We start from the raw sequence: 24,197 nt of genomic DNA on the forward strand, positions 1-24,197 counted from the left end.
AGGGGCGGGGGACGTCCGTCCCGTCCGAGCCGTTGTCGGTGGCGTGCGGCATGCTGTGATCAGTGGCTGCCGTACGCCGCTGACTACGGGGAGGTCTGTGTGTTCACGGGGATCGAAGAGGTCGGCTGGGCGTCGATGGGGCACGCCTACACCGACTCGGCGACGGACGTGCCCGACCTGCTGTGGGGTCTCGCCTCGGACGATCCAGCGCGGCGGGACATCGCGCTGGACGGGATGTACGGGGCGGTGCACCACCAGGGAGATGTGTACGACAGCACGGTGGCGTGCATACCGTTCCTCTTCGAGCTGGTCGCGACGCCGACGGTCGCCGACCGGGACGCCGTCGTCGGACTGCTGCGCAGTATCGCCGGCGAGAAGGAGCCCGACCCCGAGGAGCTGGGCGGCATCTTCGAGGACGAGGAGGAGGACGCCGAGTGGATCCAGCCCTTCCTCGACGCCTCCACGCTGATCCGCGGGCGCGCGGACTTCTTCCTCGACCTGCTCGACGATCCGGACGCGGAGCTGCGCGCCGCGCTTCCGGGTGCGCTGGCCCATCTGCACTCCGACCCCGCGCGGGTGTTCGCCGCGCTGCGCCCCCGGCTGTCCGTCGAGTCCGACCCCGAGGCCGCACGGGCCCTGGCTCGCGCCATCGGCAGACTCGCCGTCGATCACGCGGAGACGCTCGGCGCCGAGGCGGGACCGGTCCTGCGGGACATCGTGGACCACACCACCGACCCCGAGCTGCGCATGACCGGCCTCGCCCAACTGGCCCGCTGCGCACCAGACTTGCTGCCGGAGAACACCGCGGAGCTGGCAGCGGAGGTGATGCGGCTCGCATACGAGGCGAAGCACGGACCGGAGGAGGACAAGGAGCCGGAGCCGCAGCGGCCACGCACGGACACGATGGTGTCGTATCTGCGGGAGCTGAAGGCCGAGCACCGCAAGGCCGTCGACGCCGATGTGGCCGACGATCTGCTGGAAGAGCTGCACCGGGCGCTCGGCGACCGCACCGAGGAGCGCTTCGATCTGCTCAACGAGCAGCTGTGCAGCCGCGACTGGGGTCAGCGCATCGCCGCGGTACGGATGAGTGGCCTGCTGCTGACGGGCTGGCGCGCACCGAACGATCTGCCGGTGGCCCTGCTCGCCCGACAGCTCGTGGAGGAGGAACCCGAGCTCTCCGAACGGGCCTTGGGCGAGTTGTGCTACGTGGCCCCGATCGCCGGGGTCATCGCGGACATCCTCGCGGTGTGTGTACGGGAGTGGGACGACGAGTGGGAGCCGGACGGCTGGCAGCGCACGCTCTACGGCAGGGCGCTGGAGGCACTGGCGCTTCAGGGTGACGAGCGAGCCGTGCCCGCGCTGGTCGACGTCATGGCGGAAGGCGGCGACATACCGGAATATCTGGCCAGGTGGGTCGGGGCGATCGGACCCGAGGCGGCGGCGCCTCTGGGCCCGGTGCTGCACCGCCGGCTGGCCGCGCTCACGCCCGAAGCCCCAAGCCGGGACAGGAGCTGCCTGATCGACGCGCTCGGAGTGCTCGCGCCGGCCGGGACACTGCCGCTGATCATCGGCATGCTGGGGGACGACCAGGGCCGGATGACGCACTGGTCGGCGCTTCGGGCCCTCACGCGGTACGGGCGCTCGGCGGGCGAAGCAGCCGTGCGGCTGCGGGAGTTGGTAGCCTCGGACGCCACCTCGACCGAGGTCGCACTGGATGCGGCGGAGGCCCTCTGGGCGGTGACCGGTGAGGTCGAGCCGGTGCTGTCCGTCGTCCGCGAGGCCCTCGACTCGGACCACTGGTACGGGCGGTCGGCGGCGCTGCGGATCCTGGGCGCGCTCGGCCCGACGGGCGCCCCGCTGGCCCCCTGGCTGCGGGAGCTGACGGCGGCCCATGACACGAACACCCCCGCGGCCGTCGCCCTGTGGAAGGTGACCGGCGACGCCGAGGCGGTGCTCCCGGTGCTGCTGAGCGCGTGGACGGCCATGCCCAAGAGCCGCCCCGCCACGGCGGCCTGCCTGGTCGAGATGGGCTCGGCGGCCGCCCCAGCCCTCCCCCTCATACGCGAGGAGTTGTCGTCCGTCCGCCGCCACAACAACGACAACTCAACAGGGAACATGCGCTACGACGTGGCCTCGGACGAGGCGCTGCTGAGGGACTGCCGGACGATCGTGGCCGCGATCGGCGACTGACGGCCGCCTCCGGGCCCGGCCGCGCTCGCGACGGGCGGCTCTCCCGCGGAGCCCGGCGCGCTCGGAGGTCAACCGTCCTCGCGCTTGGCGCGGCTCGGCTGCACCCGCTTCGGCTCGCCCGGCATCTTCGGGTACTCGGGCGGGTACGGCAGATCGCCCAGGCCGTGGTCGTGCTCGTCGCGGCTGGCGAGTTCCAGCAGGCCTTCCAGGGAGAAGGCGTGGTCGTCCATGTCGGCGTGCACATCGCCGAGTTCGGCGAAGCGCCGCGGCATGGTCGCCAGATCGAAGTCGCGCGGCTGGGCGTCGTCCACCTCGTCCCAGCGCAGGGGCGCGGAGACGGGTGCGTGCGGGCGAGGGCGTACCGAGTAGGCGGAGGCGATGGTGCGGTCTCTGGCGGTCTGGTTGTAGTCCACGAAGATCTTTTCGCCCCTTTCCTCCTTCCACCAGGCGGTGGTGACCTGGTCGGGCATACGGCGCTCCAGTTCGCGCCCGACCGCGATGGCGGCCCGGCGCACCTGCGTGAAGGTCCAGCGCGGCTGGATCGGCACGAAGACATGCAGGCCCCGTCCGCCGGAGGTCTTGGGCCAGCCGCGCAGATCGCCGTATTCGTGCAGCACCTCGCGCAGTTCGTGAGCGGCACGCACGGCGTCGGCGTAGTCCGTGCCGGGCTGTGGGTCGAGGTCGATCCGGAGTTCGTCGGGGCGGTCGACGTCGTCACGGCGGACCGGCCACGGGTGGAAGGTGAGCGTGCCGAACTGGGCGGCCCACAGCACGGCGGCGGGCTCGGTCGGGCACATCTCGTCCGCGCTGCGGCCGCTGGGGAAGGTGATGTGTGCGGTCGGGATCCAGTCGGGCATGTTCTTGGGGGCCCGCTTCTGGTAGAAGGACTCGCCCGTCACCCCGTCCGGGTACCGCTCCAGGGTGGTGGGGCGGTTGCGGAGGGCGCGCAGGATTCCGTCGCCGACAGCGAGGTAGTACTGGGCGAGGTCCAGCTTCGTGAAACCGCGCTCCGGGAAGAAGACCTTGCCGGGGCTGGACAGACGTACGGTCCTCCCGGCTGCCTCGAGTTCCACCGCATCGCCCATGCGAGCCACGGTAGGCGCAGCGCGGACACCTCGCACACCGGGCGGACGGCCGTATCACCGCGCAGAATCGGAGCGGTTCTGCGAGGGTTCCAATAGGCACAGGTCAGATGCCATATTGACCCACCTTCTCACGCCGTTCTCTCACAATCAGCGGGACCGTTAGGCGCGGGCCTGGATGATGAGGGTGCCGACCGTCCGGTTCCCAGGGGGAGCCGCCAATACCGTTGCTCTGGTGCCCGTGAAGCCGTACTCGCTCAGCAGCCGCTCCCATACCTGAGGCTCGTAGTCCCAGCGCTTCACGACGAGCGGGTCCTCGTCGGCCCCGCGCGGGATGTAGGAGGCCTGGCAGCCGTAGCAGCCCTCCACCGGCGGCTGCTGCGAGAACACCAGTCGGCCGCCCGGGCGGAGCCGCTCTCGCACCGCGGGCAGCAGCCGGGCCGGGTCGGTGAACCACACCGCCCCGTACACGGAATAGACCGCGTCGAACATCCCGGTTGCGCCTCGCAGGAACTCGACCGCCTCGGCCCGGTGCAGTTCCATGCCGGGCATCTGCCCCCACCGCTCACGCGCACCCTGCAGTTGCGCAGGCGACACGTCCACCCCGACGGCCGAACAGTCGAGCGACGCCAGGTGCGCGAGGTTGCCGCCCTTGCCGCAACCCAGGTCGAGAACCCGGGACCCCGCGGCTACACCGAGGAGTTCGGCGCCCGGCCCGTGGTCCGGGTACTGGGTCCAGTTGAACCAAGTGGTCTCTCCGCGGGCATTCGTCGGCCGGCGCTCGGGGCGCTGCTGCGCGTAGGTGTCCCAGGCGATCGCCGTGTCTGTCACGTCTTGCTCCGCTCATAGGGCCAGCCGCCCGGCTGTGACACCGGACGGCTGGAGTGTCTTACAGGTGATGCTGCTGCGTCAGCCGTTCTTGGGGCTGTCCGTGCACCCTGCGTGGCATTGGGTGCACTTAGCCAGGTTCGGCCACAGCTCCTCGTCGACCGCGAAACCGGCGGCGCGGAAGGCGGCGAGCGTCCGCTCGCGAGTGGCCTGGGGGCCGCTGGCCGTCTCCTCGTCTTCGTCGGTGGGGACGTGGTGGACGAAGCGACCAACTACGCGCTGGCAGAACTCGGCGTAGTCGACAGTGTGGAGGAGGAACGCGTGCCAGCCGTGGTCGACCAACTCGCTCGGTACGAGGGACTGGCCGGGCTGCTGGCCGGACGCGGCGATGAACGCTGCGGCCTGGCCGACGATGCGCCGTGCCATCGGGGCGCTGATCTCCGGGTGGTCGGTGGTGATGCGGTGGGTGAGCCGGTCGGTCACCTCCGGGTCGATCAGGGTGATCGGGTCGGTGGTGCTCACGGGACGTTCTAATGCGATGGTCACGTGATTCCTCCTGTTGTGGATGATCGCCTCGGGTGAGAGGCGTCTGAACCCGCCCGCCCCCATTGCTCACGGAATACGGGACGGGCGGGAGTTGAGCCCGGCTCCGGCACGTCCCAACACGCGCCGGAGCCGGGGGTCTGGGTGTGTGGTGCGCTGTGGCAGTCGGGGCAGGCGTAGACCTCGATGTCGAGGACGTGCGCGCCGCAGCTGCCGCGGGCTATGCCTGCGCTCACGGCCCCGCTCGACAGGCGCTTGCCGCACCAGACGCACGCCCACCCGCTGTACTGCGGGCGGGTGAGGGCCAGCGCGGACGGCAGCTGCCGCGCGATGGCCTTCACTGGTCGGCGACCGGGATCAGGCCGTGCTTCTCGCGGCAGGGCACGCAGGCGAAGGTGCCGCCACCCGGGCCGGAGCCGGCCTCGTGGATGCGGACCAGGCGGGCCGTATCGCTGAAGTCCTTGTGCCAGCTGCACCAGGCGTAGTTGGAAGGGATGGTGCCCGCGGGGGGCGCCTGCGTAGTCTCGGCCATGTCGACTCCAACCAGTCGGCCACGCCCGGGGCCGTTCGCGCGGCCGCCGGGTTTCGTCGTGTTCGCCGACGCTAGGAGCGTCCTGTGCAGCACGGCCAGCAATGTGCAGTTCTTTGCAGGCATTGCCAATCAACCGCACAGCTGTCGTAATCGCGCCCTTGACCAGCCACCCCGATCGGGCGACGGTGGCGCAAAGAACTGCACATCGCGTGGACGGAGAAGAGCGTGACACTACGGTTCGTCGGGATCGACCCCGACACGAAGACCGCGGACTCCCCAACCGTGTGGGTCGATCAGGACAAGCAGGAACTCGTCTTCCAGGGATGGAAGCCGGGCCCCGAACTGGAAGGAGAATGCGCAGCGTTCGAGGTCCCGGGGCACGCGGTCGGCATCCCGGACGACGAGGCAGTCATCCGGATCCCCGCGAGGATGGTGCACATGATCAGGGAGGCGTGCGATGCCGTCGAGCGAACCGACGATCGCTGAGCTGCTGGACGGCTGTACGCACTCCGCCGTGCACATCGAGATGCGGGACCACTACGGAGTAGCCGCAGAGGCAGACGATTTCCGGGCATGGTTGGAAACCGGCCGCCTGGACACCGACCCGGGCTCGCCTGATTGGGCACCCTGGGTCGCCCTCGTCTCCCGTGCGGTGGCCCGCGGCGTCACCGTGCGCCGGGCCCGCATCGTGTCCGAACCCGTCTCCGACTACATCCGCTACGAGCACGCCTCCACCACCGTCAACCTGCACGCGGGCGAGGACGTGCGTTGGCTGCCCCGACGCCAGGCCTCGGACATCGCCTTGCCCAGCAACGACTTCTGGCTCTTCGACGACCGCGTGATCCGCTGGGGCTACTTCTCCGGCAACGGGGCCATGGTCGGGCACGACATCTCCGACGATCCCGCTGCCGTAAAGCTGTGCTCGGAGGCCTTCGAATCCGTGTGGGCCCGAGCCATCCCCCACGCCCAGTACGAGATCCACTGACCAGAAAGCACCAGCAGCCAGCCCATGCCCGCCTCGCCGTCCTCCTCAGCCCAGGCCGCCCGTGAAGCCGTGGCCCACCGGCTGCGCGACCTCCGTAAGGAAGCCGGCCTGACAGTCGTGCAGCTGGCTGCTGCCTGCAGCTGGCACTACTCCAAGACCTCCCGCATCGAGAACGCCCTTACCGGGCCATCGACCAACGACATCCGCCGCTGGTGCGCCGCTGCTCACGCCCCGGACCAGGCGCAGGACCTGGTCGTCCAGTCCATCAACGCCGAGTCGATGTACCGGCAGTGGCGAGACCAGGTCCGCGCCGGGCTGCGCCACATCCAGGAAAGCCGCGTGAAGGCGTTCCGCGAGACCGAGTGCCACCGGCTGTACTCCGCGGGCCTCGTACCTGGCCTGCTGCAGACCGAGGGCTATGCGCTCGCGGTCCTCGGGATCGCGGCGAGCGTCCACGGCCTGCCAGTCGACGACAGTGCCGTTGCCGCCCGCGCCCGCATCGAGCGCTCCCGCATCGTTCATGAGCAGGGGCATCGCTTCGTCGTGGTCATTGAGGAACCGGTGCTGCACTATCGGATTGCCGACCCGGACGCGATGGCCGCGCAGCTCGGCTACCTCCTCACCGCCGGTGCGCTGCCTGCGGTGTCCCTCGGTATCGTCCCGATGGCGGCCCGGCGAACGCACTGGCCCGAGGAGACTTTCCACATCTACGACGACCGTCTCGTGTCGGTCGAGTTGGTGTCCGCCGAGGTGAGCGTGACGCAGCCCGGCGAGATCACCCAGTACCTGGAGACGTTCGAGCGGCTCCGCGGCATGGCCGTGTACGGGGCCGAGGCGCGCGCCCTGATCCTCAAGGCCATCGAGGTGCTGCACTGACTCCGGACGCACATGAGGGAAGGCCGAGGGCCTTCTGCCAGGCGATGCCGTGGGGGCGCCCGTTGCGTCCACCAGCCACGGGCGCCACCTCCTGCCTACGCCTTCGGCACGGCCCACTCGACGGGGTCAAGGCCATCAGGCCCATAGACGACCCGCTCGGGCCGCCTACTGCCGGGGACGGGGAAGGCGATCAGGCCGGCGGCGCAACGTCCCGCCTTGATGGTCTTGTCCATGGGGAACTCAGTGCCCAGGCCGCGGGCATGGCGCGGACCGACATTGATGGCGACGATTTGTTCGCGCTGGTAGAGGCGCTCGCGTGGCTCGGCGATCAACGCTCGCTCGCGCCACGCGCCGATCACCTCCTCGACGTTGTCGCAAGCGCGATCCTGACCAGCGCAGCGGGCAGTGATGCCGAGGGGGAACGCCGCGGTCGTCTGCGGGTGAGGGGCGATCCTCCCATCCCGGTGGCCGGCGGATTTCTTCGGTCGACGGTTGGGGCCCGAGGGCGAGTCACACAGACGGGGCGGGGCGCAAGGCTCTGGCAATCCGAGAGTCCTGGGCACTTACGGGCCCCCCTGCCGCAGGCGCGCCAACCGAACGATTCCGCCCTCAGCGCTCCTTCAGGACATCGCACCTGTTCCTCAGCGCCCAGATGATTCCCTTCACCACGCCTGTTCATTGTTCACTACATGCCGATGCGTAGCTTCGGCAGCGCGTAAAGAAGGGCAGGTCCGCCGTCGCAGCCATCGAGCGGCGGACACTGCAAGGAGGAAAGGCCATGGAGAAGCTCATGCGGCGTATGGCGACCGCGAGCGTTTCCGCGGTATTCGTCGCAGGCACGCTCCTCGCCACCGGCGGCTCGGCGGCGGCGGCCACTGTTCCCGACAGCGGGCTCATTCCTGCCCGGGTTGTCGTGACTGCGGACACGACGACCATCAGCCTGGACGGCGGACAGGCCGCCAAGCACCGCCTCGACCCCTGGGTACAGGACCAGTTGCTCGCGTTCAGCCCCTGGATCCGAGATCAGCTGGCGCTGCTCGCGCACTACGACGACCTCGGTCGTCGGTGATGCGCGATCGACTCTCATGGGAGGGCGCGTACGTGCCGGGCCGGGTGAGCGGGACCCGATCAGGCGCAGGTCCTCACGAATCAGCCGCCGGTGTGCGCCGTGCACGCGCGCACGGCGAACAGGTCTGGGACGAGCATGGCCGAGGGCGTGGAGACGGTCGTACGAACTCTCCTGCGCAGGCGTAGGCCGGCGCCGCCGGCCACGACCGAGAGGCCCGCGCGGTCCTCGTGGCCCAGCGTCGTGATCAACTGTCCCGGGCTGCCCATGGCGATGGGGCTGTGCCCGACGAACATCAGAGGGAGTGCGGGCCGATCCCTCGTCAGGCGGTACTTGGGATGCCCGCAGGGGGCGCAGCGCGTACGCAGCGAAAATGCCTGTCCCGGCTCAAGTGCACTTGAGCCGGGACAGGCTGTTCGCGCCGCTGCGGGGGCTCAGGGCGCGAAGATCTCCTCGCCTCCGGTCGTCTTGCGCAGCGTGATCGCTGCGGCAGGGCAGTTCTCGGCCGCTTCCAGCACCTCGTCGGCCGCCTCGACCGGCGCCTTCGGTGGCCGCGCCCGGCCGGAGGTGTCCAGGGTGAAGCACTCGGGCGCGCTGCCGGCGCACAGGCCCGATCCGACGCAGACCAAGGAGTCGACCTCGACCGTCCAGAGCTCCGTCATAGCGGCTCACCCGCCTTCGCCACGGTCAGGACCGGCTCCGGTTCCCCCGGGCCGCCCTCGCTGATACCGAACCTGCTGTGCAGCCGCCGCAGAGGGCCAGGTGCCCACCAGTTGGCGCGGCCGAGCAGCCGCATCACCGCCGGCACCAGAACGCCTCGCACGACGATGGCGTCCATGAGGACGGCCAAGGCCAGGCCGAGGCCGAGCATCTTCATGTTGGTGATCTTGGATGTGCCGATGGCGACCAGAACGATGGACAGCACGGCGGCCGCCGCGGTGACCACGCCGCCGCTGCGCTGCAGGCCGAAGACGACGGCGCGGACGGTATCACCGGTGCGGTCGTACTCCTCCTTGATCCGCGACAGCACGAACACCTCGTAGTCCATGGACAGTCCGAAGGCCACGCAGAACATCAGCACCGGCAGGGTGGCCGGGAGGAAGCCGGTGACGGTGAAGTCACCGAGGGCGCCGCTGAGATGGCCGTCCTGGAAGACCCAGACCAGCGCGCCGAAGGTGGCGGTCAGGCTGAGGGTGTTGAGGACCACGGCCTTGAGGGGCATCACGATGCTGCCGGTCATCAGGAACAGCAGCACCATCGTGACGCCGACCATCGCGACGAGCGCGTACGGCAGCCGGTCGGTGAGGGTGTCCTGGGTGTCGACCAGCTCGGCCGCGCCGCCGCCCACGTGCACGGGGAAGGGGGCGGGCACGTTGCGGATCTGGCGCACCAGGTGCTGGCTCTCGGGGGAGACGTCCTCCAGGGAGGGCACCACGGACAGATAGGTGGCCTGGCCGCCCTCGGCGGTGTAGCGCTGTTGCGCGGGTCCGGCGGGCTGGGTCAGGTGCCCCTTCTGGTACACGCCGGCCGCGGAGTCGACGCGTACGACGCCGGGAAGCCCGGACAGCCGGGCCGCGTAGGGACCGATCTCGGTGGTGCGCCGCGCGCCGTCGACGCCGTCGGCGACCACGTCGAGCACTCCGGTGGGGCGGGAGGTGAACTCGTCCCGGATCACTTGGTGCACCTGGTGTGCTTCGGCCTCCTTGGGCAGTTGCCGGTCGTCGATGTTGCCGAAGGTCGCCCCGAAGAGCGGCAGGCCGAGGGCGACCAGCGCGGCGACTGCGGTCACCAGGAAGATCACCGGGCGTTTGACGACGGCCTCGCCGATGCGCCGCCAGCGCCGTCCGGAGGCGTCGGCCGGCGCGTGGCCGGAGCGGCGCCGGAAGAGCCGGGTCAGGTCGAGGGCGTCGATCCGCCGGCCCAGGACCACCAGCAGGGCGGGCAGCACCAGCAGGGCTGCGGCCGCGGCGATGAGCACCACGGAGATGCCCGCGTACGCGAAGGACCGCAGGTAGTACATGGGGAAGATGAGCATGGCCGAGAGCGACACGGCCACGGTGAGGGCCGAGAAGGCAACCGTGCGTCCGGCGGTGGCGAGCGTGGTGCCGATGGCGGCCTTGGGAGGCAGTCCGCCGTGCAGTTCCTCTCGGTAGCGGCGGACGATGAACAGCCCGTAGTCCACGGCCAGTCCGAGGCCCAGCGCGGTGGTCAGGTTGAGCGCGAACACCGAGACGTCGGTGAAGCCGGTGATGACCCGCAGTGAGGCGTTGGTGCCGACGATCGCGATCAGCCCGATGATCACCGGTAGCAGTGCCGCCACCGCGCTGCGGAAGACCAGGATGAGGATCAACAGGGTCAGAGGCAGCGCGATGGCCTCCGCCTTGCCCAGGTCCTCGCGGCTGGTGTCCTGGACCTCGGTACGGATCTGGGTGGCGCCGCCGATCTTGACGTCCAGCGGGCCGTGGCTGCCGCGATAGTCAGGGGCGATGGCTTTGAGGGTGTCGTCGGCCTCGGTCTCGGTTCCCGTGATGCGGGCGACGATCAGCGCGTAGCGCCCGTCGGTGCTGCGCAGTGCCGGGGACTTGTCCTGCCAGTACGAGGAAACGCCCTGCACGTGGTGCTCGGTGGCGAGCCGCTCGGCGAGCCGCCGTCCCTCGGCGGCGGCGGGCGCGGTGTCCACTCCCCCGTCGGCCTTGAGCAGCAGCGCCAGATTGGGGCGACCGGCGGCGAAGTCCCGCTCCAGGAGATCCGACGCCTGTGAGGACTCGGCCGCGGGGTCGGTGGTGCCGCCGCCCTGCAGCCGGTCGGCCACCCCGCCGCCGAGGACGACGGCGGCGGCGGCGAACAGCAGCGCCAGGATCAGGATGAGGCGTGGCCGTACTGTGGTCAGCCGGGCCAGACGCTCGAACATGATGGTCCTCTCCGGGGTGTATTCGGCGTCTCAGGCGTGGTGCACGGATTCCGCGGTGGCCTCGAAGGAGGCGCGGTTGAGTCCGAGTGTGCGCAGCAGCATCGTGTCGCGGAGCCGGTCGGGCAGGACTCGCAGGAAGGACAGGGCGCGGGCGTCCTGGCCGATGAGGTAGCGGGTGGCCGGGCGGCGCGCCGTGATCGCCTTGACCAGGGTGCCGGCCGCCTTGTCGATGGCCGTGGCGCTCTGCTTGGCGGAGGCCGCCTGGGCGTCCGCCACCGCCTTGATGTACCGCCGCCGTGCCTCGGTGCCGCCGGTCCAGCCGTCCTCGGCCGCGGACTTCTCGGCCTTGGTGAAGATCTCCGTCTCCAGGGCGCCGGGTTCGACCAGAACGACGTCGACGCCCTGGAACCTCAACTCCATGCGCAGCGCGTCGTTCAGGGAGGCGAGGGCGGCTTTGGAGGCGGCGACCGGTCCGAAGAACGGGACGGAGACACGGGCGGTGACGGCGCCGATGTTGACCACCCGGCCGCCGGCGCGGCGCAACGCGGGCAGGAAGGCCTGGGTGACGGCGATCTGGCCGAGGACGTTGATGTCGAACTGGCGGCGCAGCGCGTGCGGGGGGACCACCTCGACCGGCCCCTGCACGATGACACCGGCGTTGTTCACCAGGGCTTGGAGCCCGCGGTCGCCGAGGACGGGCGAAAGGTTCTCGGCGAGCGCGGCGATCGAGTCGGGGTCGGCGACGTCCAGGACGACGGGTGTCAGCGACTCGACGTCGGGCAGTTTCGCGAGCGCCCCGGAGGTGCGGACCGCGGCGATCACATGCCAGCCGGCGTTCGACAGCTTCTTGATCGTCGCGGTTCCCAGGCCGCCGGACGCGCCGGTGATCAAGGCCGTCGGTGCGGAAGGGTTCGGACTCACGGGTGCCTCCGTCGTCAATGAATGGAGAGGTGGTTCGATGCGGTGGTGTCCGCTCACTCGTCTTCCACCAGGTGCATCAGCCCGGCCGGGAACCGCTCGCCCGCGAATGCCCCGGGCGGTGCGACGGCTTCGATCCGGGCGAGGTCGTCCGCGGTGAGCTCGACGCTCAGTGCCGCGACGTTCTCGTCGAAGTCCCGGCGGGTCTGACTGCCGGGGATGGGAACGACGTCCTGCGCCATCAGCCAGGCCAGGGCCAGTTGCGCGGTGCTGCAGCCCTTGTCGAGGGCGATCTCGCCGAGCCGGGTGACGATCGCCCCGTTGACGGCGAGGTTGTCCGGTTCGAAACGCGGCAGGAAGTGGCGCAGATCGGTGGCGGCCAGGTCCGCGTCGCTGATGATCTGCCCGCCGAGCAGGCCGCGGCTGAGCGGGCCCCAGGCGACGAAGCCGATGCCCAGTTCACGGCAGGTCGGCAGGATCTTGTCCTCGACCCCGCGGCTGGCCAGCGAGTACTCGGTCTGCAGGACGGAGACCGGGTGCACGGCGTGCGCCCGTCGGATGGTCTGGGCGCCCGCCTCGGACAGGCCGATGAAGCGGGCCTTGCCGGCCTGGACGATCTCCGACAGAGCCCCGACCGAGTCCTCGACCGGCACCTGCGGGTCGATGCGGTGCAGGTAGTACAGATCGACCCGGTCGGTGCCGAGCCGCTTGAGGCTGGCGTCGATGGCCTTGCGGATGTGGGCGGGCGATCCGTTCAGCTCCACCCCGGAAGGGGTCCTGATCATGCCGCACTTGGTGGCGAGGACGACCCGGTCGCGGTGGCCGCCGCGCAGTGCCTTTCCGACGATCTCCTCGGAGACGCCGTCGCCGTACATGTCGGCGGTGTCCAGGAAGTTCACGCCGAGGTCGATGGCCCGGTGGATCGTGGCGATCGATTCGGGGTCGTTGCGGTCCCCGTAGAATTCGGCCATTCCCATGCAGCCGAGTCCGAGTGCGGAGACCTGCAGGCCGTCCGCGAGTTCGCGCGGGGGCACGTCCATATGTCAACTCCGTTTTACTCCGGGGAATTCACTGAATTCCCGCCCAACAACCCTATGGCCGGGCCCGAATGGGCACAATGGTGGCGGAACTAATAGCAGTCGGAGCACCAGATCAGTCCCTGACCAGGTGGAACGCCCAGGCCAGGAAGGCGGCGCCGGTGAGCGCGGACCCCAGTACGCAGACCGCGGGCCAGCCCGATGCGGAATACAGGGCCGCCGCCCCTACGGCCCCCATCGCCCCGCCCAGGAAATATCCGGTCATGTACACCGAGGTCACTCGGCCACGAATTTCCGGGGGCAGTCGGTAGATCTCGCTCTGATTGGTGATGTGAGCCCCTTGGACCATGAAGTCCAGGAGGAACGTGGCCAGGACGAGCAGTGCGAGCGAGTGCGCGCCGAAGGCGGCCGGGAGGAAGGACACACACACCCCGGCGAGCAGGACCCCGGTCGGCCAGGGCCCGAGATCACGGTCCGCCGCCCGGCCGGCGAGGGCCGCCGCCACGACACCGCCGATGCCGACCAGGCCGAGCAGCCCGACCGCGTCGGCTCCGTATCCGTAGTGGGGGCCGGCCAGGAGGAAGGGCAGCGGGGTCCAGAAGGCGGTGAACGCGGCGAAGCACAGCGCCCCGTAGAGGGAGCGGCGGCGCAGCACCGGACTGAAGCGCACCAGGCCCGGCAGTGAGCGCAGCAGACTCGCGTAGCCGAGGCCGGTGTCCGGCGGGGCTCCGGTGTCCGCCGGAATGCGGCTGCGCAGGACGAGGACGAGTGCTCCGGCGACGCCGGCCGCGCCGTAGTAGACGGGCCGCCAGCCGGTGTGCTCGCCGACGACGCCGGACAGGAAGCGGATCAGCAGCGAGCCGATGAGGACCCCGCTCATCACGCTCGCCACCACCCGGCCGCGTTGGGCCTCGGGGGCGAGCGACGCGGCGAACGGCACCATCACCATGACCACCACCGAGGTCAGGCCGATGAGGGCCGCGGCCACACAGAGCACCTCGATGCCCGGCGCGGCGGCGGCCAGCAGGAGCGCCGCCGTCTCGGCGGTGAGCAGCGCGAGGACGAGTCTGCGCCGGTCGAGCATGTCGCCCAGCGGTACGACCAGCACCAGACCGACCGCGTACGCGGCCTGGGTGGCCACGACGACCAGGCTCACCGCGAAGTGCGAGCGGTGCAGTTCGGCGGCGAGGGTGTCCAGCAGCGGCAGGGACAGATAGAGATTGCCCACAGTCAGTCCGCAGGCGATCGCGAACAACGGCACCAGGCCGCGCGCGGGGGCGGCGGACCGGCCCCGGGCGCGGTCGGTCCGAACGGGGGAAGCCACGGGGTGACCTCCCGTCAGCCGATCGCGATGGGCAGGGATTCCACACCGCGCAGGGTGAGCCGGGGCCGGAACTCCACGGTGTCCTCCCCGTCGAAGCGCAGCCCGGGAAAGCGGCGCAGCAGGGTGGTGAAAGCGATCTGCGCCTCCATGCGGGCCAGTGACGCGCCGAGGCAGTAGTGGATGCCGGAACTGAAGGACAACACGGGAGCGTCGGCGCGGGTCACGTCGAAGCGGGTCGGGTCGGGGTAACGCCGCGGGTCGCGGTGGGCGGCGCCGACCAGGGCCACCACCGAGGAGCCGACCGGGATCTCGACGCCGGCGATCTCGACGGGGCCGTCGGTGACCCGGTTGCCGAGCTGGGTGGGGCTGTCGTAACGGAGCATCTCCTCGACGGCGCCCGGAACCAGGCTCAGGTCGGCCCGCAGCCGGTCCATCTGGTCGGGGTGGCGCAGCAGGGCCAGCATGCCGTTGCCCAGCAGGTTGGTCGTGGTCTCGAAACCGGCACCGAACAGCAGGTTGCACATGCCGATGAGCTCGCCCTGGCTGAGCTTGTCCTCGCCGTCCTTGGCGGCGATGAGCGCGGACAGCAGGTCGTCGCCGGGGTTCTTGCGGCGCTCCTCGACGAGGCCGCTGAAGTAGTCGTCGGTGAACTGGGCGCCCTTGTCGCACTCGGCGAGGTCATCGGGGGTCAGACCGAGTTCGTAGATGTCCTGGAAGGCGCGCATCGGGCCCTGTAGTGAGGACAGATCGGCGTCGGGGATGCCGAGCATGCGGCCGGTGGCCATGGCCGGCAGCGGGAAGGCGAAGTCCTTCATGTAGTCGAGGGAGCCCTCGCGTTCGAGCCTGTCGGCCAGGCGCTCGACCATCTCGGTCACCTGCGGACGCATGGCCTGCACGGCGCGGTTGGTGAACGCGAAGCCGGCGAGCTTGCGCAGCCGGGTGTGGTCCGGCGGGTTGGCCCACAGCATGATGTTGGGCAGCCGGCGCAGAGCGGCGTGGTCCTGCCAGTCGTCCTTGCCGACCCAGGGGGCGAAGACCCGGTAGGGGTCCTTGAGGGCGTGCTGACTGCGCAGGAAGGCGTTGACGTCGTCGTAACCCGTGACCACCCAATGGCCGAGCGCGGTATGGTGAACGGCAGCCAGTTCCTGGATGCGCTCGTAGCGCGGATACGGATCGCGCAGGCCGTCCGGAGTGAGGAACAGCTCGGCCAGCACTCCGTCCACCTCGTCGGCGACCGTGGTCTTCCGCTCAGTCTCTGTTTCCATACGGTTTCCCCTCCGTAAATCGACTGCATATGCGGTGTGCGGTACGTGGTATTCGACGTCGGCTATTGCCCGTCGCCTGTCTCATCATTAGGCATCGATTGACGCGGAAGAAGAGTGGAGTAAATACTGGTGGAAACGGCACCACATAGTCCTGGCCAGCGCTACGGGGGATTACGCATGGGACCTTCCAAGGACGAGCTCAGCCGCAAGGAACTAGGCGACTTTCTGAGGTCTCGACGCCGAAAGGCGGACCCGGAAAAGTCAGGAATTCAAGTTTCCGGACCGGCGTCCGGGCGTCGGCGGATCCCGGGGCTGCGGCGGGAGGAAGTGGCCCAGCTGTCCGGGGTCAGCCTCACCTGGTACACCTGGCTGGAGCAGGGGCGGAACATCAACGTCTCCCGGCAGGTGCTCAACGGGATCGCCAGGGCACTGGCGCTGGACGCGCCCGAACGCGACCACCTCTACCGGCTCGCCGGAGAGGCCCCGCAGACCACCTCGATGGACCCGGAGCCGACGGCCGGCGCGGACATCCAGGCGTTCATCGACCTGCTCAACCCCAACCCGGCCTACATGATCACCCGTTGCTTCGACATCATCGCCTGGAACCGCGCGGAGGCGGCGCTCATGGACGGCGTCGTCGCCCAGGTGCCCGAGCATCATCGCAACGTCCTGTGGCTGATGTTCAACGTGCCGCGCGCCCGTGATCTACTGCCGGACTGGCAGCGCGAGGCGCGTTGGCTGGTGGGGCTGCTGCGCGCGGAGTCCGCCCACGAGCTGGGCCGCCCGCGCTTCATCGAGGTGGTCAACGATCTGAAGAAGTCCAGCCCGCTCTTCCACGAGTGGTGGACCTCGCACGACGTGGAGCAGTTCACCCCGTCCGTACGGCGCTTCCAGCACCCGGTGGTCGGGCCGCTGTCGCTCAACTACGTCAAGTTCGCGGTGGAGGGCGACACCACCGGGCTCAGCATCGTCACGCACTTCGCCTTCCCCGGCTCGCAGGAGGAGAAGCAGCTGGGTGACCTCGCCGCCTCATGGCGGGGCTGATCCAGTCCGCGAGGAGAGATAGCGGCCGATCACGGCCTTGACCTCGGCGGTGTACGCGTCGGCTTCCGGGCCCTGGTGTGCGAGCACCAGGGCCCGGCCGGCCTGGAGCAGTGCGCACACCATGTCAGCCACCCGGTCCCGCTGCGCCGCGGGCATGGCGGGGGCACGCACGGTCAGCATCTCTCGTACGCCGCCCAGCAGTTCGGCCCGGATGAGCATCAGCAGGGCGGGATTCTCGGGCTGGAACGACAGCAGCGGGGCGAAGGCCGCGTCGGTCAGCCGCTGCGGGGGCAGACGTGCGTGCTCCGCGGTGAACAAGGGTCCGTGCGCCGCGTACAGCTCGCGCACCAGCCGCTCGCCCAGCGCGGCGAGCACTGACTCCTTGTCGGCGAAGAACTGGTAGAAGGTGCCCGGGGAGACCCCGGCCTCGCGGGCGATGGCGGTGGTGCCGGGCACGGTCGCCCCGGTACGGCACAGCAGGCGCGCGACGGCATCCAGCAACTGCTCGACACGGCGTTCGCCTCGGGCCTGCCGCCCGCCCCGTCTGGGTTCGGCCACCGGCGGGGTCAGGCGGTGAGCAGCTCGGGCAGCACCGTGTCTGCGCGGTCGGCGACACCGGACTGGGCCAGAGCCACGTCCCACAGCCTGCGTCGGCCGGCCGGATCGTGGGCGAAGCCGTTGGGCTCGATGCGGCGCCTCTCGTTGAAGTAGGCGCCGCTGGTGGACCGCAGTCCGGGGTCGGTGACCAGGCGGGTGATGTTCTCGGCGCCGTATCGGGTGCGGTGCGGGGCGAAGACGAACGTGCTGCGGACCATCTTGGTGGAGCACATGCCCGGATGCAGACTGTTGGCGCACACCTCGCGGCCGGCCAGGCGGTGTGCGTACTCGTTGGTGAAGGCCGTCAGGGCCAGTTTGGACTGGGCGTATGCGGTCATGCGGTCCCAGCGCCGCTCCAGTTGCAGATCGTCCCAGTGGATGGCGCCCCATCCCTGGGCGACGGAGCTCACGTTGACCACACGGGCGGGCGCGGAGGCGACGAGCAGACCTGTCAGGCGCAGGGTGAGGGCGAAGGCGGCGAGGAAGTTCACCTGCCATTCGAGCTGGTAGCCGTCCGGGGTGACGCGACGGGTGCGGGCGCTGCGGTTGGGTGTCGCCACGCCGGCGTTGTTGACCAGGGCATCCAGTCGGCCGTGCGTGCGCAGCATGTCGTCGGCGAGGGCGTGCACCTCCTCCAGGCGGGAGAGGTCGGCGGTCACCGAAGTGATCTCGCCGGCAGTGCCCTTGGCGGCCCTGGCCGCCTTGCGTACATCGGCCAGCGCGTCGGCCACTTTGCGGGGGTCGCGGCCGTGCACGACGACGTGCCAGCCCTGTTCGGCCAGCAGCTTGGCGGCCCCGCGCCCGATCCCGTCGGTGCTGCCGGTCACCAGGGCGAGCTTTTCCATGTGCGCCACGTGCGCTCCTCACAGAGATGAACGTCATGCAGAATTAACATTCGGCGAGCACATTCCCAATCCCTCACTTTCTCTGCTGGATTCGCCGCTGGCAAGGTAACTGTCAGCACTATTGGTAATGCCACCACCATGCCGTCAGATACTCGTTGACAAACCAACTTGGGGATCGAGACCGTAGCAGCGGAGCAGACAACTAGATCAGGGGGATAAATGGCGAAGTTGGATTCCCTGGAACCCGTCATTGTCGAAACGGTGGAGGGTGGAATTCCGATTGAACAGCTCGGAACAACTCTGATGCATGAGCACGTCTTTGTGCTCAGCTCGGAGATACAGGAGAACAATCCTCAACTCTGGGACGAGGAGGCGCAGATCGACAGTGCCGTCACCCGGCTGACCGCCGCTGCCGAGCGTGGGGTGCGGACGATCGTCGACCTCACCGTCCTCGGCCAGGGGCGCTATCTGCCCCGTATCAAGAAGGTGGCGGCCCGGGTACCGCTCAACATTGTCGTGGCCACCGGCGTCTACACCTACAACGACGAACCGATGTACTTCGCCTTCCGCGGCCCCGGCCGGGTCTTCGAGGGACCCGACCCGATGGTGGAGCTGTTCGTGCGCGACATCACCGAGGGCATCGGTGACACGGGGGTCAAGGCGGCCGTTCTCAAGTGCGCGACCGAGACCGAGGACCTGCCCGAGGGCGTGGAGCGCGTGCTGCGCGCCACCGCCCAGGCGCATCGCGTGACCGGCGCGCCGATCCAGACGCACAGCAACGCCCTGGTGCGCAACGGGCTGCTGCAGCAGAAGGTCTTCGAGGAGGAGGGCGTCGACCTCAGCCGGGTCGTCATCGGCCATTCCGGCGACACCGACGACCTCGGCTATCTGCGCGAACTGCTCGATGCCGGCTCGTTTCTCGGCATGGACCGCTTCGGAATGGAGTTCATCGCCCCCGTCGAACAGCGCGTGAAGACCGTGGCCGAACTGGTGCACGCCGGCTACGCCGAGCAACTGGTGCTGTCCCACGACTGCCCGTGTTACCTGGACTACCTCACACCGGACCAGCGCGAACTCGTCGCCCCCTCCTGGCACTACACGCACATCCACGACGACGTGCTGCCCGCGCTGCGCCATGCGGACGTCAGTGACGACGCGATCCACACCATGCTCGTCGACAATCCCCGCCGCTTTTTCTCCGCCAACGCCCCCTACTGACCTCTCGGAGACTCCATGTCCACACAACCCACCAGCCCGGCGGGGCCCTGGGAGGAGCTCGGCGCACCGCTGTGCCTCGACACCCCCCTGGTGAAGGCCTGGGTCGAACAGGTGCCCCCCGGCGGCACCCGCCCGCTGCACACCCACCGCAAGCCCTGGGCGACGGTGGTGCTCAGCGGAGCCAAGGTCCGTTCGCTCGGCGCCGACGGCGAGGTCATCCGCGAGGGCGAACTCCCCAGCGGCGTGGTGCTGTTCAACCCGGCGGAACAGCCGCTGTGCCACCAGATGCACAACGTCGGCGAAACCGAACTGGTCATGGTCGGTCTGCAACTGGAGTACGGACCGCCCACCGAGGCCCCACAGGAGGACCCGTGACCATCGACACCGTCGTCGTCGACTACGGCGGCGTGCTCACCAACCCCCTGGTCGAGACCTTCACCGCCTTCGCCGAGCTGGCGGGGATCGAGGTCGCGGCCCTCGCCGAGGCGTTCACGGCCGCCACCCACAGGCACGGCGAGACCCCCATGGCCGCCCTGGAGATCGGCGCCATCACCGAGCGGCAGATGGCGGAGCGCATTCTGGCCGAGCTGCCCCCGGGATCCGAACGCGTCCTGGACGGCCACGAGTTCGGAGAACTGTGGTTTCGCGGCCGGAAGCCCAACGAGCCCTTCGTCGACTTCCTGCGCCAACTGCGCGGCGACGGCTACCGGATCGCCCTGCTCACCAACAACGTCCGCGAGTGGGAGCCGCGCTGGCGCGCCCAACTGCCGGTCGACGAGCTGTTCACACTCGTCGTGGACTCGCACAAGGAGGGCGTGCGCAAGCCCGACCCGAAGATCTACCGGATTCTGCTCGACCGGCTCGACGCGGAGCCCGGGCAGTGCCTGTTCGTCGACGACACCGAGGAGAACTGCCTCGCCGCCCGCGAACTCGGCATCGAATCCGTCCGGTTCACCGACACCGACACCACCGTCCGCGAGGTGCTCGCCCTCCTCGAGGCCGGCGACCCGGACCCGGGAGGTCCTGCGCGATGACCACGGAGATTCTCATCGTCGGAGCCGGCCCCACCGGCCTGACCACCGCCTGCACCCTGCTCGGCCTCGGCGTGCCCTGCCGGATCGTCGACCGGCGTGAGGGCCCGGGTGAGGCGCCCAAGGCGCTGATCCTGTGGAGCGGTGCGCTGGAGTGCCTGGACCGCATCGGCGTCGCCGACAAACTCGTCGACACCGCGCTTCCGCTGGCCGGCGCCACCTACTGGTCCCGCAAGAAGCAGATCGGCGGCATGCGCTTCGGCGGTTTGGAGGGCACCGCCTTCCGTCACCCGCTGTGCACCCCGCAGCCCGTCACCGAGGAAGCGCTGCACGCCCGCCTCCTCGAACTCGGTGGCACGGTGGAGTGGCAGACCGAGGCCCTCGGCCTCCATGCCGAGGACGACGGCGTCACGGTTGGCCTGCGTCCCGCCCAGGGGCGGGTCGAGAAGGAGACCTACCGTTGGCTGGTCGGTGCCGACGGCACGCACAGCATGGTGCGCGAGGCGGTCGGCATCCCCTTCGAAGGCCACACCTACGACCGGGTGTTTCTGCTCGGCGACGGCCCGGTGGAGGGCCCCGTCCCGAACGACGAGGCGCAGTACCACATCACTCCGGACGGGGTGCTGGTCCTGGTGCCCCTGCCGGAGGGCGGACACCGGGTCTTCTTCGACATCGAGCCCGACGGGCGCACCGGATCCCCCTCCGACCAGCTGCTGCAGGAGTTGCTCGACGAGCGCGGTCCGGGGGGCCTGAGGCTGCGCGGCACCTGGTGGTCCAACCGCTTCCGGGTGCACGCCAAGGTCGCCCCGCGCTTCCGCCAGGGCCCGGTCTTCCTGGCCGGCGACGCCGCCCACGCGCACAGTCCCGCGGGCGGCCAGGGCCTCAACACCGGTGTGCAGGACGGCTACGACGTCGGTTGGAAGCTCGCCGCCGTCGCCCGTGGCGCCGACCCGGCCCTGCTCGACAGCTACGAGACAGAGCGTCGTCCCGCCTCGGTGCAGGCGGTGCGCAACGCCGACCAGCAGACCCGGATGTGGCTGCTGCGCAACCCCATGGCCCGCGCCATGCGGGACGCCACCATGCAGTCCTTCAGCCGCCGCGGCGTGCTGGAGAAGCAGATGTTGCCGCAGCTCGCCCAGCTCGACCTCGACCACTCGGCCAGCCCCGCCGTGGCCGACCTGCCCGGCGCTTCCTCCGTGCCCCGCGCGGTCCGGCTGGGCAGGCGCGTACCGGACACCGCACTGGTCCCAGTGCGGGGCACGCGGGCAAAGTCACTGCACACGTACCTGACCGCGGGGCGGCACAGCCTGATCGCGTACGGGGACCATGCGGCCGGCGAGATCGCCGTGCGGGCCCTGGTCGCCCTGCGCAGCCGGGGCGTGGACGACACGGCGAACGTGCTGTGGATCCAGCCCCCCGACGCCGCTTCCCCGGCCGGGCAGGCCGGCGCCGACGGTGCCCGCTGCGACACCGCGCACGCGGACGGCCCCGGTCTCGGCCCGGCGAGCACGCCGTGGCTGGCATACATCCGCCCGGACGGCGTCGTGGGGGCGCGGTCCGGGATCTCGGGAGTCCTCGAGCTGCTGGAACGCCTGCCCTCGCGGCCGGCGGTGACGTCCGACTCAGCTTAGGACCCCCTGGGCTCACTTCTCAGGAACCTTGGAAGGGATCCGCTTCGATCATGTCCATACCCGAAGCACGACCCACCGGGATCAGCGCGCCGGGGGAAGCGCCGCTCACGACCGAGGCCGTGGCCACCGCCGCGGCCACGGCCGGTGCGACGCTGCGTTACGACGCGACGGTCTCCCGCACCCTGGTCCACCGCACCTCCGTCGCCGAGGTGTTCGTCACCGACTCCGCCTCGACCGGCGAGAACACGTTCGTCGTGGCCGCGCAGTTGCCGCGCGGCCACCTGATCGGCGAGAACGCGCCGCTGTACGACTTCACCCTGCTGGTGGAGGTGGTACGGCAGGCGGGCGTCCTGGTGGCCCACCGTCACCTGGGCGTGGAGCTCGGCTCGGCATTCATCTTCAGAGCCCTCAACCTGCGTACGGTGGGCCTGACCCAGCTGCGGATCGGCGCCACGCCGGCCCATGTGCTGGTGTCGATGACCGTGCACCCCCGTCGCAACAAGGCAGGGCGCGTCCAGGGATTCACGTTCACCGGTGACGTCTCGCTCGACGGAGAGGTCGGGCTGGCCGGGGACGGTGCGTTGCTGATCGTGTCCCAGCGCGCGTACCAGGCCCTGCGGGCCAAGCGACGGGCGGCCGCCGCGGACCACACGCTGCCGCGGTTCAACGCTGCCGCGCCGTCCTCGGTGGGCCGCCGCGAGGCCCGCAACGTGGTCATCACCGAGCCCGTCCTGGCCGGACCAGACAACGTCTCGGCCCAGCTGGTGATGGATCCGAGCCATCCGCACATGTTCGACCACCCACTGGACCATGTGCCCGGTCATCTGCAGATGGAGGCGGCCCGCCAGCTGGGCATCGCCTCCGTCGCACGGTTGCACGGGCTGTCTCCGGAGACCCTCACCATCGCGTCCCTGACCACCGACTTCACCGACTACACGGAGCTGGACCAGGTGACCGAACTGCGCGCGAGGGTGGACGCCTTCCGCCGCCACGAGGGGCTGCACACCCTCGCCGTCCCGGTCGCCGTCGACGTGCAGCAGGACGGGGCGGTGACGACGTCGATCCGGCTGGACGTGGTCCAGTGGACCTGACCACCCATCGACCCCGGCGGGTCGTCGTCACCGGCGCGACCGGTCTGCTCGGGAGCAACACCGTACGGCGCCTGCTCGACCTGGGCAGCGAGGTGACCGCTGTGGTCCGAAACCCTGAACCGGCCCGCTCCCTGCTCCCGGACCACAAGCGGCTGGACTTATGGCAGGGTGACGTGCTCGACGTACGAAGCATCGCCCGCGTGCTCCCAGGACACGACGCGGTGATCCACACCGCGGCGTACTTCCGGGAGTACTACGCCCCCGGCGGCCGCGACGACGCGTTGCTGACCGCGACGAACGTGGACGCGGTGGGCGAACTGCTACGGGCGGCAGCCGACGCCGGGGTGCCGGTGGTGGTGCACACCAGCTCCATCGGCACGCTGGGAACCCGCCCCGACGGGCGGCCCTCCGACGAGGACACCCCGGAAGGCCGCCGGACCCGGGAGAACGGCTACTACGCCAGCAAGCTGAGCTCCGAGGAGGTCGTACGCTCCTTCGATGCCCGGCACGGGGTGCGGGTGCCCATGGTGCTGCCGGGGTGGATGTGGGGCCCGGGAGACGCCGGGCCCACGTCCGCCGGGCGGCTGTTCACCTCCGTGGCACGAGGGGAGCTGCGCGCGGTACCCCGGGCCGGCAACCATGTCGTGGACGCCCGCGACGTCGCCGACGCGTGCGTACGCGCCGCCGTGGCGGGCGAACACGCTCGGCGTTACATCGTCGCCGGGACCTGGGTGACGCTGCCGGAGGTGTGCCGGCTCGCCGCCCGCGCCGCGGGGGTGGCGCCCCCGCGCGAGGTCCCGGCCCATCTCGCGCTCGCCGTCGCCGCCGTCCTCGAGGCCACTGCACGCCTCAGGGGCCGTACTCCTCCCGCAACGCGGGAGGGCGTACGCGCCCTTCTGGAGGGCAACCGCCGGCGCGTGAGCTCCTCGCGTGCCGTCAGTGAACTGGGCGTCACCTTCCGCCCGCTGCACCGCACCCTGCACGACCAGGCGGACTGGCACCGCGCCTACCAGCACCTGTGAGCGGCGGGTGCCGCCGGGAGCCCTCAACCCGGCGGCGCCCGCCCTTCCCCCAGCCCGGTGGCAGCGCCACCCGTGAAATTTCCCCGGGTCGGCTGGATACTCTTCCTCGCATTCCCGTTCATCTCATTCTCGTTCACCACGTTCCCGTTCCTCGCATTCCC

General features: G+C 70.1%; 25 protein-coding genes and 1 pseudogene. 13 read left to right on the top strand and 13 right to left on the bottom strand.

The window, feature by feature from the left end; all coding sequences use genetic code 11:
* Positions 1 to 99: 99 nt before the first annotated feature.
* Entirely contained in the window at positions 100 to 2,190 is a 2,091-nt protein-coding gene (locus tag IEY95_RS12065; protein ID WP_189185938.1) for a HEAT repeat domain-containing protein, read from the top strand.
* Between the two features lie 68 nt (positions 2,191 to 2,258).
* Here the strand turns inward: IEY95_RS12065 and ligD are convergent, their stop codons facing one another.
* The 4 genes from ligD to IEY95_RS12085 all read right to left on the bottom strand — a co-directional run bounded on the left by ligD (position 2,259) and on the right by IEY95_RS12085 (position 5,175).
* Positions 2,259 to 3,275, bottom strand: a complete 1,017-nt coding sequence (ligD, locus tag IEY95_RS12070) for a non-homologous end-joining DNA ligase (RefSeq protein WP_189185939.1) — start codon at positions 3,273 to 3,275, stop codon at positions 2,259 to 2,261.
* Between the two features lie 159 nt (positions 3,276 to 3,434).
* Positions 3,435 to 4,103, bottom strand: a complete 669-nt coding sequence (locus IEY95_RS12075) for a class I SAM-dependent methyltransferase (RefSeq protein ID WP_189185940.1) — start codon at positions 4,101 to 4,103, stop codon at positions 3,435 to 3,437.
* 78 nt (positions 4,104 to 4,181) lie between these two features.
* Positions 4,182 to 4,646 (bottom strand): glycine-rich domain-containing protein, encoded by a 465-nt coding sequence (locus IEY95_RS12080; RefSeq protein ID WP_229702826.1) that lies wholly within the window; start codon positions 4,644 to 4,646, stop codon positions 4,182 to 4,184.
* Between the two features lie 334 nt (positions 4,647 to 4,980).
* On the bottom strand, positions 4,981 to 5,175 hold the full coding sequence (locus IEY95_RS12085) for a hypothetical protein (RefSeq protein WP_189185941.1): 195 nt from the start codon (positions 5,173 to 5,175) through the stop codon (positions 4,981 to 4,983).
* Between the two features lie 225 nt (positions 5,176 to 5,400).
* Here IEY95_RS12085 and IEY95_RS12090 point away from each other — a divergent pair, with 225 nt between their 5' ends.
* The 5 genes and pseudogenes from IEY95_RS12090 (at position 5,401) to IEY95_RS12110 (ending at position 8,105) form a co-directional block, all read left to right on the top strand.
* Complete coding sequence (locus IEY95_RS12090) at positions 5,401 to 5,661, top strand: hypothetical protein (RefSeq protein WP_189185942.1); 261 nt, start codon at positions 5,401 to 5,403, stop codon at positions 5,659 to 5,661.
* Complete coding sequence (locus IEY95_RS12095; RefSeq protein ID WP_189185943.1) at positions 5,633 to 6,160, top strand: DUF6879 family protein; 528 nt, start codon at positions 5,633 to 5,635, stop codon at positions 6,158 to 6,160. Before IEY95_RS12090 ends, IEY95_RS12095 begins: the two co-directional genes overlap by 29 nt.
* A gap of 24 nt (positions 6,161 to 6,184) precedes the next feature.
* The gene (locus IEY95_RS12100; RefSeq protein WP_189185944.1) at positions 6,185 to 7,036 is read left to right on the top strand and encodes a helix-turn-helix domain-containing protein; all 852 of its coding nucleotides are present in this window, start codon (positions 6,185 to 6,187) and stop codon (positions 7,034 to 7,036) included.
* A gap of 245 nt (positions 7,037 to 7,281) precedes the next feature.
* Positions 7,282 to 7,467 (top strand): annotated as a pseudogene (locus IEY95_RS48885) (SbtR family transcriptional regulator); the annotation flags it as partial.
* Positions 7,468 to 7,814: 347 nt separating this feature from the next.
* A complete protein-coding gene (locus IEY95_RS12110; RefSeq protein WP_189185945.1) occupies positions 7,815 to 8,105 on the top strand; it encodes a hypothetical protein in 291 nt (96 codons plus the stop codon).
* 80 nt (positions 8,106 to 8,185) lie between these two features.
* Here the strand turns inward: IEY95_RS12110 and IEY95_RS12115 are convergent, their stop codons facing one another.
* From IEY95_RS12115 to IEY95_RS12145, 7 genes are all read right to left on the bottom strand, one after another.
* On the bottom strand, positions 8,186 to 8,398 hold the full coding sequence (locus IEY95_RS12115; RefSeq protein WP_189185946.1) for a hypothetical protein: 213 nt from the start codon (positions 8,396 to 8,398) through the stop codon (positions 8,186 to 8,188).
* A gap of 138 nt (positions 8,399 to 8,536) precedes the next feature.
* The gene (locus IEY95_RS12120) at positions 8,537 to 8,764 is read right to left on the bottom strand and encodes a ferredoxin (protein ID WP_189185947.1); all 228 of its coding nucleotides are present in this window, start codon (positions 8,762 to 8,764) and stop codon (positions 8,537 to 8,539) included.
* Positions 8,761 to 11,013, bottom strand: a complete 2,253-nt coding sequence (locus IEY95_RS12125) for an MMPL family transporter (protein ID WP_189185948.1) — start codon at positions 11,011 to 11,013, stop codon at positions 8,761 to 8,763. Before IEY95_RS12125 ends, IEY95_RS12120 begins: the two co-directional genes overlap by 4 nt.
* Positions 11,014 to 11,043: 30 nt before the next feature.
* Positions 11,044 to 11,934, bottom strand: a complete 891-nt coding sequence (locus IEY95_RS12130) for an SDR family NAD(P)-dependent oxidoreductase (protein ID WP_189185949.1) — start codon at positions 11,932 to 11,934, stop codon at positions 11,044 to 11,046.
* A 53-nt stretch (positions 11,935 to 11,987) separates the two neighbouring features.
* Complete coding sequence (locus tag IEY95_RS12135) at positions 11,988 to 12,971, bottom strand: aldo/keto reductase (RefSeq protein WP_229702828.1); 984 nt, start codon at positions 12,969 to 12,971, stop codon at positions 11,988 to 11,990.
* A gap of 112 nt (positions 12,972 to 13,083) precedes the next feature.
* Positions 13,084 to 14,292, bottom strand: a complete 1,209-nt coding sequence (locus IEY95_RS12140; protein ID WP_189185950.1) for an MFS transporter — start codon at positions 14,290 to 14,292, stop codon at positions 13,084 to 13,086.
* A gap of 14 nt (positions 14,293 to 14,306) precedes the next feature.
* Positions 14,307 to 15,557 carry a cytochrome P450 gene (locus IEY95_RS12145; RefSeq protein ID WP_189185951.1) on the bottom strand — a complete coding sequence of 417 codons (1,251 nt, stop codon included), beginning with the start codon at positions 15,555 to 15,557 and terminating at the stop codon, positions 14,307 to 14,309.
* 177 nt (positions 15,558 to 15,734) lie between these two features.
* Here IEY95_RS12145 and IEY95_RS12150 point away from each other — a divergent pair, with 177 nt between their 5' ends.
* Complete coding sequence (locus IEY95_RS12150; protein WP_189185952.1) at positions 15,735 to 16,601, top strand: helix-turn-helix transcriptional regulator; 867 nt, start codon at positions 15,735 to 15,737, stop codon at positions 16,599 to 16,601.
* Here IEY95_RS12150 and IEY95_RS12155 read toward each other — a convergent pair.
* Together IEY95_RS12155 and IEY95_RS12160 are read right to left on the bottom strand one after the other, a co-directional pair.
* Entirely contained in the window at positions 16,587 to 17,159 is a 573-nt protein-coding gene (locus IEY95_RS12155; RefSeq protein ID WP_229702830.1) for a TetR/AcrR family transcriptional regulator, read from the bottom strand. The genes IEY95_RS12150 and IEY95_RS12155 overlap by 15 nt on opposite strands.
* Positions 17,160 to 17,167: 8 nt before the next feature.
* A complete protein-coding gene (locus IEY95_RS12160) occupies positions 17,168 to 18,043 on the bottom strand; it encodes an SDR family NAD(P)-dependent oxidoreductase (protein ID WP_229702845.1) in 876 nt (291 codons plus the stop codon).
* Between the two features lie 219 nt (positions 18,044 to 18,262).
* Here IEY95_RS12160 and IEY95_RS12165 point away from each other — a divergent pair, with 219 nt between their 5' ends.
* The 6 genes from IEY95_RS12165 to IEY95_RS12190 are packed head-to-tail and all read left to right on the top strand — an operon-like array spanning position 18,263 to position 24,036.
* Positions 18,263 to 19,261, top strand: a complete 999-nt coding sequence (locus tag IEY95_RS12165; RefSeq protein WP_189185954.1) for a phosphotriesterase family protein — start codon at positions 18,263 to 18,265, stop codon at positions 19,259 to 19,261.
* A gap of 15 nt (positions 19,262 to 19,276) precedes the next feature.
* On the top strand, positions 19,277 to 19,636 hold the full coding sequence (locus IEY95_RS12170; RefSeq protein WP_189185955.1) for a cupin domain-containing protein: 360 nt from the start codon (positions 19,277 to 19,279) through the stop codon (positions 19,634 to 19,636).
* Positions 19,633 to 20,295 carry an HAD family hydrolase gene (locus tag IEY95_RS12175; protein ID WP_189185956.1) on the top strand — a complete coding sequence of 221 codons (663 nt, stop codon included), beginning with the start codon at positions 19,633 to 19,635 and terminating at the stop codon, positions 20,293 to 20,295. The genes IEY95_RS12170 and IEY95_RS12175 overlap by 4 nt, the downstream gene beginning before the upstream one ends.
* Entirely contained in the window at positions 20,292 to 21,923 is a 1,632-nt protein-coding gene (locus IEY95_RS12180; protein WP_189185957.1) for an FAD-dependent monooxygenase, read from the top strand. The genes IEY95_RS12175 and IEY95_RS12180 overlap by 4 nt, the downstream gene beginning before the upstream one ends.
* A gap of 50 nt (positions 21,924 to 21,973) precedes the next feature.
* Positions 21,974 to 23,014 (top strand): ScbA/BarX family gamma-butyrolactone biosynthesis protein, encoded by a 1,041-nt coding sequence (locus IEY95_RS12185; RefSeq protein WP_189185958.1) that lies wholly within the window; start codon positions 21,974 to 21,976, stop codon positions 23,012 to 23,014.
* Positions 23,005 to 24,036 (top strand): NAD-dependent epimerase/dehydratase family protein, encoded by a 1,032-nt coding sequence (locus tag IEY95_RS12190; protein WP_189185959.1) that lies wholly within the window; start codon positions 23,005 to 23,007, stop codon positions 24,034 to 24,036. Before IEY95_RS12185 ends, IEY95_RS12190 begins: the two co-directional genes overlap by 10 nt.
* Positions 24,037 to 24,197 lie beyond the last annotated feature (161 nt).

It is taken from the genome of Streptomyces albiflavescens, assembly GCF_014645835.1.
Classification (GTDB): domain Bacteria; phylum Actinomycetota; class Actinomycetes; order Streptomycetales; family Streptomycetaceae; genus Streptomyces; species Streptomyces albiflavescens.